Genomic DNA, 13,521 nt, shown 5'->3' with positions numbered 1-13,521 from the left:
TTTTAGCGTGGCCGGGGGGCCTGGGGAGGGGAAATCATGGGTCGGCGTGCGTGGCTGGCTGCCGCTGGGGTGGTGGTTGTCGTGGGCGGCGGGGTCGCGGGTGGGGTGGCTTTGCACTCGCGCGGGAGCGGGACGCCGGAGCCGGTGGCGGTGGTGAGTGCGCCGCGGCCTACCGCAGTACAGGTCGATGTGACTGCGCAGAGTGCTGCTGTGGATACGATTCTGAAGCGCCGTGCGGCGGCGGTGCTCGAGAACAACGAGGCTCAGTTCCTGGCTGACGTGGATCCGAAGAACAAGCTGCTGCTGGCGAAGCAGATGGTGCTGTTCGAGAATCTGGTCCAGTTCGGATTCGTGAAGCTCGACTATCTGCAGGACCGGCCGCAGTTCGAGCAGGGGCTGCTCGACAAGTACGGGCCGACGACCTACCTGGTCAGCGTGGTGATGTCCTACCAGATCGGTGGCATCGACGACGGGCTGGTGAAGGCCCCGCTGGGCTACATGTTCGTCCAGCGCGGCGGGCGGTACCTGCTCATCAACGACACCTACCTGGACAGCTCCCTGCCGTTCGGCGCGCACAAGGAGGCCTGGGACGTCGGTCCCGTGCTGGTACGCCGATCAGCCCGCGCCCTCGTGGTTGTCGAACAAGGCAAGACACAACTGGCCAAGTCGATCCTCACCGAAGCCGAATCCGCCGTTCGCGCCGTCAACAAGCTCTGGTCGGCCAACTGGCGCGGCGGCGGACTGGTCATCGCGCTGGACGACCGCAGGGTCCGGATCGCCGACTACACCAAGCCGAAGGACGCCGAGGACTTCCTGGCGACCGCGACGTTCGTCTACCGGACGCTGCCGGGCGAGGTGCAGAGCGAAGGCACGTTCGGCGGCGCCTATGTAGTGGTCAATCCGCGGTACCGCGACGAGCTGGACGCGCGAGTGCTGGCGCACGAGTTCACCCACGTCGCGACCGCGCAGTACGGGGTCGACGCGCCGGTCTGGATGGTCGAGGGCACGGCCGAGTACATCGAGCAGTTGCCGATGCAGGGTGAGCGCGACCTCGATCTGGCCCGCTACCGCACGATGGTCCGCTCGAAGTACTTCAGCAAGCTCAAGGCGCTGCCGACCGACGAGCAGTTCTACGACACGGTGAAGAGCTCCTACCCGGTCGGCTGGTACGTCGTCGACTACATCGTCGACAAGTACGGCGCGACCAAGCTCGCCAAGGTCTACAAGGAACTGGCCCGGCAGGGGTTCAGCCAGAACCAGCGCGACCTGATCTTCACCGCGCAACTCGGCCGCACCGAGGCCCAGCTCTTCAAGGATCTCCAGCAGCGCTAGCAGTCGAACTCGAACACCAGCAGGGCTTTGCCGGTCGGCGAGGTCCACCGGTACGCGACCAGGCACTCGTCCGAGCCGGCCGGCGGATATCCGTCGTCGCGGATGTAGTTGGCCAGCACGAACGGCCGCCACACCCGGCTCCGGCCGTCGAAACGGTGGGCGCCGACGCCCCGATCCTCGAACCGGCCGATCAGGACCGGCTGTACGTCGGGATCGCGCAGCAATCCCTCGACGACGGAGCGGTCGAGCCACTCCCCGTCGTCCTCGGTGAACGGCTGTCCGCGCAGCACGATCTCGTCTCCGTGCACCGTGTTCGGACGGATCGAGAACTCCGGTGCGGGGATGAGCAAGTTGGCGAGTTCTTGCAACATCCGACCGAGAGTAGCCGAGAAATCACCGGTTGTGGATGGCTCAGCCGGTCCTGGCGATCTGGTCTTCGACGGTGAACTCGAGACCGTTGGCCGAAGCGAGATAGACGTCTTGGTCCACGAGGTTTCCGTCCAGCCGCATGAGCCCGCGCGGGCTGTCGTAGAAGTGGCCGGTCGGCAGCGCGGAGACCGCGTCGATACTGATCGAACCGGCCATTTCGCCCAGCCGGGCAAGGAAGCGGACGGCCTCGTAGCAGGACTCGCCGACCGCGTTGAGAGCCGGCGCCCAGGTGCCGAACCGGGCGTAGTAGTCGCGGGCGAACTCGCCGCTCTCGGTGGTGGAGAGGCCGTCGAAGTACGCGGCGGCGGCATACAAGCCCTTGTTTGCGGTGGGTCCGGCAGCGAGCAGGGTGTTCTCCTCGATCGCCGGGCTGAGGCGGAGTAAGCGTTCGCTCAAGCCGGCCTTGGCGAACTGGCGGTTGAAGTGGACCGCGTCCTGACCCATCAGGAGCATGATCACACCCTCGACGTCGGCCTGTTCCAGTCCTTGGATCACGCTGCCGAAGTCCGAGGTACCGAGCGGAACGAAGTCCGACTGGACGATCGAGGAAGCCGAACCCTGTAAGGCTTTCGTGGTAGTCGCCGCCGTCACTCGCGGGTAGATGTAGTCGTTGCCGACCACCGCCCAGCGCCGTACGCCGTGCTGCGCGCCGATCCAATGTGTTGCCGGAAGCAACTGGTTCACCGGCCGCTCGCCGAGCATGAAAACGCCCGGCGTATCGTCGCCGCCTTCATGCATCGCGGCGAACGCGTAGACGACCTTGCCGCCGATCCGCCGGGTGAGGGCGACCCGTACGGCGGAGATGTGCCAGCCCGCGACCGCGTCGACGCGACCGCTGTCCACCAGCCGGCCGACCTCCTCGGCCACGATCTCAGGCGCCCGGCCGGCGTCGACCTGGACCAGCTCGACCTGGCGGCCGGCGATCCCGCGACTGGCGTTGAGTTGCTCGACGGCGAGCTGGCCGCAGGCCAGGCAGGACGGGCCGTAGATGCCGGTCGGTCCTTGCAAGGGCACGACGAAGGCGATCGACAGCAGCTCGCGCACGCCGGACCTCCTTCAGCCTTTCGGACAGTGTGGCTCAGTCCTGCTCGGTACTCCGAGCTCTGAGCTATATTCACCAGAACGTGAGACACGGGGAGGGACGATGACCGCCAGTCTGCTCCTGCTGCTCAAGCAGGCCGAACGCCGGATCGAGCACGAACTGCGGCCGATCCTGGCCGACTTCGACCTGTCGCTGGAGCAGTGGCGGGTGATGTCGGCGCTGGCCGACGAGCCTGGTCAGCCGATGTCCACACTCGCCGCCCAGGCGGTACTTCCGAACGCGAGCCTCACCCGTCACGTCGACAAACTGGTGGAGCGCGGCCTCGTCGTACGCCGGATCCACGCCGACGACCGCCGACGCGTCGTCACCGCGCTTTCCCCGGTCGGCACAACGGTCGCCGAGCGGCTGCGGGCCGAGGAACGCCGAGTCGAATCCGCCATCGCGACCGAGCTCGGCGACGACCGGCTGCAGCATCTGGCGGGCGGGCTCCGCCGGCTCCAGCGCTCGCTCTAGATCCTTCCAGATGGAAATACACGGTCTTAGCGGTTTGGAAACACCGGCGTAACGCGGCGTTCCTAGGTTCCTTCCATTCGGGTGCATCAGTCCGGCAACGTCGCCGGGCGCCCTGCACCGTCTCCGCCCGAAGGTGCCGCAGGAGTTCGCCATGACCGTTGAACCCTCCATCGACCACCGCACCGCTCCCCCGTCGGAGCCCACCGCCGCCACCCGCGAGACACTCGAGGACTACACGCTGCGGTTCGCGCCGCGGTCCTACCGCAAGTGGTCGACCGGCGTCGTCGCCGTCTCGGCGCTCGGCGGGATCGCCTACCTCGCCGACTTCGCGATCGGCGCGAACATCGGCATCTCGTACGGCACCACGAACGCCTTGTGGGGCATCGGGATCTTCGCCGTCGTCATCTTCGCGACCGGCCTGCCGCTCGCGTACTACGCCGCGCGCTACAACATCGACCTCGACCTGATCACCCGCGGCAGCGGCTTCGGGTACTACGGGTCGGTGGTGACGAACGTGATCTTCGCGTCCTTCACCTTCATCTTCTTCGCGCTCGAAGGCTCGATCATGGCGCAGGGACTCAAACTGGGTCTGCATGTGCCGTTGGCCCTCGGGTACGCCGTCTCGACGCTGGTGATCTTCCCGCTGGTGATCTACGGGATGAAAGTGCTGTCCACGCTGCAGGTGTGGACGACCCCGCTGTGGTTGCTGCTGATGGTGCTGCCGTTCGTCTACCTGGTCGTGTCGCACCCGGAGTCGGTGTCGTCGTTCTTCGAGTACCAGGGTGAGGACGGCAAGGGCGCGACCGATGTCGGCTCGATGCTGCTCGCGGCGGGTGTCTGCCTCTCGCTGATCGCGCAGATCGCCGAGCAGATCGACTACCTGCGATTCATGCCGCCGAGGACGCCGGAGAACTCGCGGCGGTGGTGGACGCACATGTTGCTGGCCGGTCCGGGGTGGGTGATCTTCGGTGCGATCAAGCAGGTGATCGGGCTGTTCCTGGCCGTCTACATCATCGCGTCCGTGACTGACGGGGCTTCGGTCGCCAACGAGCCAGTGCATCAGTTCCTGGAGATCTACCGTGGGTTTTTGCCGGGGTGGCTGGCGATGACGCTGGCCGTAGTACTGGTGGTGATCAGTCAGGTGAAGATCAACGTGACGAACGCGTACTCCGGGTCGCTCGCGTGGACCAACTCGTACACGCGACTGACCAAGCACTACCCCGGGCGGCTCGTCTTCCTCGGCTTCAACCTGGTGATCGCGCTGGTGCTGATGGAAGCCAACATGTTCGACTTCCTGAACACCATCCTCGGCTTCTACGCGAACTGCGGGATGGCGTGGATCGTGGTCGTTGCCTCCGACATCGTCTTCAACAAGTACCTGCTGAAGCTGTCGCCGAAGGTGCCCGAGTTCCGTCGCGGCATGCTCTATGCCGTGAACCCGGTCGGCTTCGTGTCGATGGCGGTCGCCGCGGGCGTCTCGATCCTGGTCTTCTTCGGCGGACTCGGCGACGGGATCAAGCCGTACTCGCCACTCGTCGCCATCGTGCTTGCGCTCGTTCTGCCGCCGGTGCTGGCTATCGTGACTCGCGGGAAGTACTACCTCCGGCGCACGAGCGATGGGATTGAGCTGCCGATGTTCGACGAGCACGGGAACCCGTCAGGCGCAGTACTGACCTGCCATGTCTGCCGGCAGGACTACGAGCGCCCCGACATGACGGCCTGCGAAACGCACGACTCCTATGTCTGTTCGCTCTGCCTGAGCACAGACAAGGTCGCCGACCACGTACTGGCGGCCCAGGCGTGAACTTCACCCCGTCCGAGATCGAGAAGCTGCTGCTCTCCGTGGCCGGGATGGTCGCCCGCGACCGCCTGGCCCGGGGAGTCCGGCTCAACCACCCCGAATCGGTCGCCCTGCTGAGCACCTGGGTGATCGAACGCGCCCGCGAAGGCGCCCTCGTCGCCGACCTGATGGAACAAGGCCGCACAGTCCTCACCCGAGACCAGGTCATGGACGGCGTCGCCGAACTTCTCACCGACGTCCAGGTCGAAGCGACCTTCCCAGACGGCCGGAAACTGGTCACTATCCACAGCCCCATAATCTGATCGGGGATCTGATGAGCAACCAGATTAGACTTAGCAATGAAGGACAGGGGGCGGGCAACTGGGGGCCCGGCGCAGTACGAGTCGCCCCCGGCACGATCGAACTGAACGCCGGACGCCAGAAGTTGACGCTGGTGATCGTCAACACCGGCGACCGGCCCGTGCAGATCGGCTCCCACCTGCATCTCCCCGACGCCAACACCGCCCTCGCCTTCGACCGCGAGGCAGCGCAAGGCTTCCGACTCGACATCCCCTCCGGTACGTCGCAACGCTTCGAGCCCGGCGCCTCCCGCGAGGTCGTCGCCGTCGCGCTGGCCGGCCGGCGCCTGGTACCAGGCATCCAACTCAAGCCGACGCCGGCTGACCTCAAGCCGACCCCGGGCGGCGCAACCCCACCGGCGGTGGACCATGGCTGAGATTTCGCGGGCTGCGTATGCGGCGTTGTATGGGCCGACTGTCGGGGATCAGGTTCGGTTGGGCGATACGGATCTGTGGATCGAGGTGGAAGAGGATCGGACTGTCGGGGGCGAGGAGGCGATCTTCGGGGGTGGGAAGTCGATCCGGGAGTCGATGGCCCAGGGGACGACGACTCGTGGGGAGGGGGCTCCGGACACGGTCATCACCAACGTACTGGTGCTGGACTGGTGGGGTGTGGTTCGGGCTGATGTGGGGATTCGGGATGGGTTGATCGTCGCGCTGGGGAAGGCGGGCAACCCGGATATCGCCGACGGCGTTCACCCGGATCTGCGGATCGGCCCGTCGACGGACGTCATCGCCGGCGAGGGACGGATTCTTACGGCCGGGGCGATCGACTCCCACGTACACCTGCTGTCGCCCTCGCAGTTGCACGAGGCATCCGCCACCGGGATCACCACGATCGTGGGGGGTGGGACGGGGCCGAGTGAGGGGTCGAAGGCGACGACGGTGACGCCGGGGGCTTGGCATCTGGCGCAGATGCATCGGGCTCTCGACGCCCTTCCGCTCAACGTTTTGCTGCTGGGCAAGGGGAATACGGTCAGCGCTGAGGGGCTGGCCGAGCAAGCGCTCGCGGGGGCGGCCGGTTACAAGGTGCACGAGGATTGGGGTTCGACGCCCGCGGCGATCGACGCGGCGTTGACGGCCGCGGACGCATGGGGGTTGCAGGTCGCGCTGCATGCGGACAGTTTGAACGAGGCCGGTTTCGTGGAGTCGACGTTGCGGGCGATCGACGGCCGGTCGATCCACGCGTTCCATGTCGAGGGCGCCGGCGGTGGGCATGCGCCGGACATCCTGTCGATCGCGAGCCATCCGCACGTCATCCCCGGCTCGACCAATCCGACCTTGCCGCACACGGTCAACACCGTCGCCGAGCACCTCGACATGCTGATGGTCTGCCATCACCTCAGCCCCGACGTACCGGAGGATCTCGCGTTCGCCGAGTCGCGGATCCGCGCGACCACGATCGCCGCCGAAGACATCCTCCACGACCTCGGCGCGCTGTCGGTCACCTCGTCGGATGCCCAAGCGATGGGCCGAATCGGCGAGGTCATCACCCGCACCTGGCAAGTCGCCCACGTGATGAAGGCACGCCGCGGCTCCCTCGGTACCAGCCTCCCCGCCGACAACGAACGCGCTCGCCGGTACGTCGCGAAGTACACGATCAACCCGGCCGTTGCCCACGGCATCGATCACCTGGTCGGCTCGGTCGAGGTCGGCAAGCTCGCGGACCTCGCGCTCTGGGATCCCGCGTACTTCGGGGTACGCCCCCGCCTGGTGATCAAAGGCGGCGCAATCGCCTGGGCCGCACTCGGCGACCCGAACGCCTCCATCCCGACACCCCAGCCAGTCCTCATGCGCCCCGCATTCGGCGACGCGATCGGCGCCGACCTCTCCATCACCTTCGTCTCCCCCGCCGCCCTGGACGACGGCCTGGCCGACCGCCTGCAACTCAGACGACGTCTAGAAGGCGTCCGCCCCACCCGCGACGTCGGCAAAGCCCAGATGAAAAACAACAACGCACTACCCACCATCGACATCGACCCGGAAACCTTCGCCATCAAAGTCGACGGCGACCTCATCGAGCCTTCCCCCGCCACCGAACTCCCCCTAGCCCAGCTCTACAACCTCTTCTGATGAACACCTCCGAAGAGGCGACCGGCGACCAGTCGCGGCGACCTCGAACACCTAACGGCGACCTTGAACATGAAATAGCTTGTTCAAGGTCGCCAGAAGGTGTTCACGCCCACCAGACCATGTCGCCGTCAGCCGGGCAGAACGCCGCCGGAGGAAGCGCAGGGGCAGTTGCGGCAGCCGGAGCCGGGCCGGTGGGGATCGCAGCGGGGTCGCCGGAGCTGGTTGCGATGATGCTGGCCGATGCGCGGTTGCCGACCGGTGGGCATACGCAGTCGGGTGGGTTGGAGCCTGCTGTGCGGGCGGGGCTCGGAGGAGACGGCGCGCGGCTGGGTGAGGTTGCGGGCTATGCGGCGGATCGGTTGCGGACGATTGTTCGCGTGGAGGCTGCTACTGCGGTGGTGGCGCGGCGGCTTGCTCTCGATGGGGAGTTGGTGGAGGAGGCTGAGGCTGCCTGGGCGGCGAGGACTCCTAGTCAGGCGTTGCGGGCTGCGTCTCGTCGGCAGGGGCGGGCTTATCTGCGGTTGGCTTCGCGGGTGTGGCCCAGGACTACTGAGTATTTGAAGGCTGATGCGGAGATCGCGCGGCCGGTGGTGGTTGGGGTTGTGGCGGCGGTGACCGGGTTGTCGGCGGAGCAGACTGCGCGGTTGGTCGGGTACGACGATGCGCAGACGGTCGTGGCCGCTTCGCTCAAGTTGTTGCCGGTGGATCCGGCGGATGCGGCGAGTTGGCTGCTCAAGCTTCATCCCGCGATCGAGGAACTGGTCAGCGCGGTCAGCGGGACGACGACGGTCGCTGCGATTCCGGCGTACGGGGCTCCGTTGGTGGATGTGTTCGCACAAGCTCATGCTGTCGAGAGAATGAGGTTATTCCATGCCTGAGAACACTCGCTCGTTTCGTCTGGGCGTCGCCGGGCCGGTCGGTACCGGCAAGAGTTCGCTGATCGCGATGGTCTGCCGCGAACTCGCCGATGAGCTCCAGCTCGGCGTCATCACCAACGACATCTACACCGATGAGGACGCGCGGCTGCTGCGCGCGGCCGGCGTACTCGATCCCGAACGCATCCGCGCAGTCGAGACCGGCGCCTGCCCGCACACGGCGATCCGCGACGACGTCACCCCGAACCTGATCGCCGTCGAGGACCTCGAACGCGACTTCGCCCCACTCGACGTCGTCCTGGTCGAGTCCGGCGGCGACAACCTCACCGCGACCTTCTCCCCCGCACTGGTCGACGCGCAGATCTTCGTACTGGACGTAGCCGGCGGTGGCGACGTCGCCCGCAAAGGCGGCCCCGGCATCGCCCGCGCAGACCTTCTCATCGTCAACAAAACCGACCTGGCCCCGTACGTCGGAGTCGACGTCCCCCAAATGGTCGCCGACGCCGAGGCAGCCCGCCAAGGCAAGCCGGTGCTGGCGTTGTCCCGCACCGACCCCGACTCAGTCCGCCGTCTGAAGGACTGGGTCCTCACCATGACCCAACTAGTCCACACCGGCACCCACACCCCAGTAGACCCCGGCCCGATGGCCCCCCATTCCCACACCGACGAAAACGGCCAACTCATCTCCCACACCCATGCCCACTCCCATTAACCCGACTCGGATAGAGGTAGTTGCCGATCCAGTGAGGGATCGGTGCCTACTCACCACCGGGCTGCTCTCGCCGCGTCGGTTGCAGGCGGCTGACGGGGTTGTCCGAGTCGCGTTGGTCGCCGCCTCAGCTCTGCTGCTTGCCGGCGATCAGGTGGAGATTCAGGTCGTGGTCCGTGGGCCGGTTCGGGTCGAGATCGTTGAGACGGCGGGCACCGTCGCGTACGCGATGCGTGGTGGATCGGCTCGGTGGGACGTATCCGTCCAGCTGACTGACGGAGCCGAGCTCAGCTGGCATGGTGAGCCGTTCGTTGTTTCGGAAGGGGCCGATGTCGCCAGGTCGATGACGGTCGAGATGGAGACCGGTTGCGAGCTGGCGGTGCGCGAGTCGCTGGTGTTCGGGCGCCACGGCGAAATCGGCGGCACTCTGCACTCCTCTCAGCGAGCACACCTCGATGGTCAGCTGATCCTCGCCGAAGACCTGGACCTCACCCCAGCGGCGCGACCCGGTTGGGCGATTCTCGGCGGCGCGCGCTGCCTCGACTCGATCACCACCCTCGGCCGGCGCCTCCCGGACTCCCCCGACACCCTGCAACTCGAAGGACCGGGCTCGATGGTCCGCCGACTGGTTCAGGATCAGCATCTGAGCGATCTTGCGCAAAGCTGGGCAGCGTCGAGCAAGCCTGACAAGATCTCCGAGTGCAGCTGAATCGAGAGACCGCGTTCGCCAGGGCCGTGGCGCTCGCCACCAAAGGACAACGAGCGATCCTCGGCATCACCGGAGCCCCCGCGGCCGGCAAATCGACGTACGCCGAACGGCTCACCGCGGACTTGGTTGCCAACGGCCACAAGGTCGCACTCGTCCCGATGGACGGCTACCACCTCGCCCAGACAGCACTCGAAGACCGCGGACTCGCCGCCGTCAAGGGCGCCCCCCAGACCTTCGACGGCTGCGGCTTCGTCGCCCTCCTCAAAAGGCTCAAGGACTCACCGACCGAAACAATCTGGGCCCCCAGATTCGACCGCTCCCTCGAAGACTCCATCGCCGCCGCCATCCCCGTCCCACCAGAGACCACCCTGGTGGTGACCGAAGGCAACTACCTGCTCTTCGACCAGCAACCCTGGGCGACCGCGCGCACACTGCTCGACGAGTGCTGGTACATCGACCTGGACGACAACCTCAGACACGCCAGGCTGGAAGCGAGGCACCAGAGATTCGGCCGCTCACCCCAGGAAGCCCACGACCGCACCTACGGCTCCGACGAAACCAACGCCCAACTCATCGCCGCCACCAAACCCAACGCCGACGCGATCCTGACCCTCGCCTGACCAGCAGCAGCCTCACTAGGAGACCCACCGCTACTCGGCCCGATCGATGAACCCGGCCACGCCGTTCAGATAGAGCTGAAGCCCGAAGTCGAAGTCGGCCTCCTCGGTCACCTCGAAAGCATCGACCTGGTCGAACACGCCCGCGGCCAGCACCTTCGCCAAGGCAGGTAGCTCACGGGGATCGACGACGCGCGACAACGTGGCGCCGTACCGGGTGAAGGCATCCGGGTTCTCGGAGAAGCCGGTGGCGAGGTCCATGCTCAGCCGCATCTCACCCTGCACGTACGTCATCAGCCCCATCACGATCCCGACCTTGCTCTCCTCGCTCAACCCGGTGTCCTTCAGCGCACCGAGCGCCGAGTCGAACCACGCAAGATTGTTGGGCCCCGCAGGCGGCCCCGAGATCGGCAGCTTCGCGTACCACCGATGCCGGCGTACCGCCGTCAGCACCCCCTTCGCCCAGAAGGTCAACCCCGCCCGCCAATCGGCGCCGGCCGGCAACGGCTCCGGCCGCTCCAACGCGGCATCCGACATCAGCACAAGAAGCTCATCCTTGCTCTTCACATGCCGGTAGAGCGCCATCGTCGAGTTCCCGAGCCGCTCGGCAACGCGCGCCATCGAGACGGCGGCGAGCCCCTCGGCATCAGCGAGCTCGATCGCCGCCCGAGTGATGTCGCCGACCGACAACGACGGCTTCGGCCCGCGCTTGGTGACGTCCCGCAGCCCCCACATCAGCGCCACGTCCGCCGGCAGTTCGGGCTGCTCGCTCATCTCCACCGCCTCAGTCTAGGAACCGTCGCACTGGACACCCGCACTGCGTATCGCCTACGCTAATTAGCGTAGCAAGTACGCAGTACAGGGGAGGGTGAATGATCATCGAAGCCACCGGCCTGCGGAAGTCGTACGGCACCACCGAAGTACTCAGAGGCATCGACCTCGACGTACAGGAAGGCTCCGTACTGGCCCTGCTCGGCCCGAACGGAGCCGGCAAAACCACCATCGTGCGAATCCTGACAACCCTCACCCGCCCCGACGCAGGCAAAGCGGCCATCGCCGGGTACGACGTAGTGCGCGACCCGGCCAAGGTCCGCGGCGTCATCAGCCTCACCGGCCAGTACGCCGCGGTCGACGACAACCAGACCGGCCGCGAGAACCTCGTCATGATCGGCCGCCTGACCCACCTGGGCGGGACCACCGCCACCAAGCGAGCGGCCGAACTCCTCGAGCGCTTCGAACTCACCGACGCGATGAACCGCCGAGCCAAAACCTACTCCGGCGGCATGATGCGCCGACTCGACCTGGCCATGAGCCTGATCGCGAGACCGCGAGTGATCTTCCTCGACGAGCCGACCACCGGGCTCGACCCGGCCAGCCGGCTGACCATGTGGGACGCGATCGGCGAGCTGGTCCGCGACGGTACGACGATCCTGCTCACCACCCAGTACCTCGACGAGGCCGACCGCCTGGCTGACCGGATCGTGCTGCTCGACGACGGCCGGATCACCGCGTCCGGCACCGCCGACTCACTCAAAACACAGGTCGGCGGTGAACGCATCGAGCTGTACTTCGACGACGAGTCGACCGCGGCCAAGGCCAGCGACCTGCTCGGCGGCCTCACCGACGGACGAGTGGTCAACCTGCCGTCCGACGGTTCGGCCGCTCACCTGCTGCACGTACTGGATCTGCTCCGCGACCACGACCTGCCACCGGCCCGAGTGTCGTCACACCGCCCGACGCTCGACGACGTCTTCCTCACCCTGACCGCGTAGGAGCGACCCGATGAGCACTCACCAAGGATTCGGCGCCGCCGTCAGCGACGTGACGACGATGGTCGATCGCAGCGTGCGGTTGAGCCGGCGCAACGTGGACACCCTGTTCGTCGCGATCCTGTTGCCGCTGATGATGATGGCGCTTTTCGTGTACGTCTTCGGCGGCGCGATCGACACCGGTACGCAGTACATCAACTATGTCGTGCCCGGCATCCTGCTCCTGACCACCGGGTACGGTGCGGCCAGTACCGCGATGGCTGTCGCCGACGACATGACGACGGGCATGATCGACCGCTTGCGCTCGCTGCCGATCCGCAGCTTCGCCCTGCTGACCGGCCACGTCACCGCGAGCGTCGTACGCAACGCAGTGTCCACCGGTCTCGTCATCCTGGCCTCCCTCGCGATGGGTTTCCGCCCGAACGCCGGCGTGGTCGACTGGCTCGCGGCGATCGGTCTGCTGCTGCTCTACGTGATCGCGTTGTCCTGGCTCGCCGCCGCGCTCGGCGTGATCGCGAAGTCGGTCGAGTCGGCCAGTGCACTGGGCTTCTTCATGTTGTTCGTGCCGTACCTGAGCAGCGCGTTCGTCCGGGCCGAGACGATGCCGGCCTTCCTCCGGCCGATCAGCAAACACCAGCCGATCACGCCGGTGATCGAAGCAGTCCGCAGCTTCCTGACCGGTACTCCGCTAGGCTCGAACGGCCGGCTCGCACTGGCCTGGTGCGGCGGCCTGCTCCTCTTCTCGACCACTCTCGCGACGGTGCTCTACCGCCGCAGAACCACTCGATGAGTCCGCAACGAACAAGCCTTTGACCCGACCGTTGGGCGCACGGTTCGAACCGCTCGGCTTTTGGTGATTCGGGAATCGCCGCAAAGGTGCGACCCTGACCCCCGATCGGGGATAAATTCGAAGTCCCCCCACGTGTGGAGGTCCCACTCCCCCCGGGACCCGCACGGACGAATGCCCCGATCATCGATCGGGGCATTCGTTTTTTACCAGGCCTTTACTCAATCCTCTCGGCTCCTGGAAAAAGTTCTGGCCGGATGTCGAAATCGGCGATCCGGATCCGACGTAGCAGTAAGAGCAGGAACCACGGATCGAGGAGAGGGTCAGGATGTCCGAGAACAGCGCACAGCAGATGATCGTCACCATGCTGGCCGAGGGAAACCCGGTCTGGTACGTCGCCGCGATGGTCAACATGCGCAGCCACGACGTGTACCTGATCGGCCGCGCCGCAGGCTACCCCGACAAGGCCAAGCTCCGCCGCGCGGTCTGGGCCCGCAAGAACGCCGGCCAGCAACTCGCCGCCTGAG

Annotated in this window: 16 protein-coding genes; 13 read left to right on the top strand and 3 right to left on the bottom strand. The window is 66.4% G+C overall.

What is annotated here, in order from left to right:
* Positions 1-36: 36 nt before the first annotated feature.
* Positions 37-1,332 (top strand): gluzincin family metallopeptidase, encoded by a 1,296-nt coding sequence (locus ABD768_RS19585; protein WP_344842515.1) that lies wholly within the window; start codon positions 37-39, stop codon positions 1,330-1,332.
* Here ABD768_RS19585 and ABD768_RS19580 read toward each other — a convergent pair.
* A complete protein-coding gene (locus tag ABD768_RS19580) occupies positions 1,329-1,703 on the bottom strand; it encodes a hypothetical protein (RefSeq protein ID WP_343964384.1) in 375 nt (124 codons plus the stop codon). The two genes, ABD768_RS19585 and ABD768_RS19580, sit on opposite strands and share 4 nt — an antisense overlap.
* A 40-nt stretch (positions 1,704-1,743) precedes the next feature.
* Positions 1,744-2,805 carry a substrate-binding domain-containing protein gene (locus ABD768_RS19575; RefSeq protein WP_344842512.1) on the bottom strand — a complete coding sequence of 354 codons (1,062 nt, stop codon included), beginning with the start codon at positions 2,803-2,805 and terminating at the stop codon, positions 1,744-1,746.
* A 100-nt stretch (positions 2,806-2,905) separates the two neighbouring features.
* Here ABD768_RS19575 and ABD768_RS19570 point away from each other — a divergent pair, with 100 nt between their 5' ends.
* The 9 genes from ABD768_RS19570 (at position 2,906) to ABD768_RS19530 (ending at position 10,441) form a co-directional block, all read left to right on the top strand.
* A complete protein-coding gene (locus tag ABD768_RS19570) occupies positions 2,906-3,316 on the top strand; it encodes a MarR family winged helix-turn-helix transcriptional regulator (RefSeq protein WP_344842509.1) in 411 nt (136 codons plus the stop codon).
* Positions 3,317-3,467: 151 nt separating this feature from the next.
* Complete coding sequence (locus ABD768_RS19565) at positions 3,468-5,120, top strand: purine-cytosine permease family protein (protein WP_344842506.1); 1,653 nt, start codon at positions 3,468-3,470, stop codon at positions 5,118-5,120.
* Positions 5,117-5,419, top strand: a complete 303-nt coding sequence (locus tag ABD768_RS19560) for an urease subunit gamma (RefSeq protein ID WP_343964376.1) — start codon at positions 5,117-5,119, stop codon at positions 5,417-5,419. Before ABD768_RS19565 ends, ABD768_RS19560 begins: the two co-directional genes overlap by 4 nt.
* Before the next feature lie 11 nt (positions 5,420-5,430).
* Complete coding sequence (gene ureB, locus ABD768_RS19555; protein ID WP_344842503.1) at positions 5,431-5,832, top strand: urease subunit beta; 402 nt, start codon at positions 5,431-5,433, stop codon at positions 5,830-5,832.
* Positions 5,825-7,528: an urease subunit alpha gene (locus ABD768_RS19550; protein ID WP_343964372.1), complete on the top strand. Its 1,704-nt coding sequence runs from the start codon at positions 5,825-5,827 to the stop codon at positions 7,526-7,528. Before ureB ends, ABD768_RS19550 begins: the two co-directional genes overlap by 8 nt.
* A gap of 191 nt (positions 7,529-7,719) precedes the next feature.
* Positions 7,720-8,406 (top strand): urease accessory protein UreF, encoded by a 687-nt coding sequence (locus ABD768_RS19545; RefSeq protein ID WP_344842499.1) that lies wholly within the window; start codon positions 7,720-7,722, stop codon positions 8,404-8,406.
* On the top strand, positions 8,399-9,115 hold the full coding sequence (ureG, locus tag ABD768_RS19540; protein ID WP_343964368.1) for an urease accessory protein UreG: 717 nt from the start codon (positions 8,399-8,401) through the stop codon (positions 9,113-9,115). The genes ABD768_RS19545 and ureG overlap by 8 nt, the downstream gene beginning before the upstream one ends.
* Positions 9,116-9,146: 31 nt before the next feature.
* Entirely contained in the window at positions 9,147-9,821 is a 675-nt protein-coding gene (locus ABD768_RS19535; protein ID WP_344842496.1) for an urease accessory protein UreD, read from the top strand.
* Positions 9,812-10,441: a nucleoside/nucleotide kinase family protein gene (locus ABD768_RS19530; RefSeq protein ID WP_344842493.1), complete on the top strand. Its 630-nt coding sequence runs from the start codon at positions 9,812-9,814 to the stop codon at positions 10,439-10,441. The genes ABD768_RS19535 and ABD768_RS19530 overlap by 10 nt, the downstream gene beginning before the upstream one ends.
* 30 nt (positions 10,442-10,471) lie before the next feature.
* Here ABD768_RS19530 and ABD768_RS19525 read toward each other — a convergent pair whose 3' ends face one another.
* On the bottom strand, positions 10,472-11,212 hold the full coding sequence (locus ABD768_RS19525; RefSeq protein ID WP_343964877.1) for a TetR/AcrR family transcriptional regulator: 741 nt from the start codon (positions 11,210-11,212) through the stop codon (positions 10,472-10,474).
* Between the two features lie 98 nt (positions 11,213-11,310).
* On the opposite strand from ABD768_RS19525, the gene ABD768_RS19520 reads away from it, so the two are divergent.
* From ABD768_RS19520 to ABD768_RS19510, 3 genes are all read left to right on the top strand, one after another.
* Positions 11,311-12,210, top strand: a complete 900-nt coding sequence (locus tag ABD768_RS19520) for an ATP-binding cassette domain-containing protein (RefSeq protein WP_344842489.1) — start codon at positions 11,311-11,313, stop codon at positions 12,208-12,210.
* 10 nt (positions 12,211-12,220) lie between these two features.
* Positions 12,221-12,997 (top strand): ABC transporter permease, encoded by a 777-nt coding sequence (locus ABD768_RS19515; protein ID WP_344842487.1) that lies wholly within the window; start codon positions 12,221-12,223, stop codon positions 12,995-12,997.
* 325 nt (positions 12,998-13,322) lie between these two features.
* Positions 13,323-13,520 carry a hypothetical protein gene (locus tag ABD768_RS19510; RefSeq protein WP_344842484.1) on the top strand — a complete coding sequence of 66 codons (198 nt, stop codon included), beginning with the start codon at positions 13,323-13,325 and terminating at the stop codon, positions 13,518-13,520.
* Position 13,521 lies beyond the last annotated feature (1 nt).

It is taken from the genome of Kribbella ginsengisoli, assembly GCF_039537185.1.
Taxonomy (GTDB): domain Bacteria; phylum Actinomycetota; class Actinomycetes; order Propionibacteriales; family Kribbellaceae; genus Kribbella; species Kribbella koreensis.
Note: the sequence above shows the minus strand (reverse complement) of the source record. Positions and strands in the feature narration are given on the sequence as shown.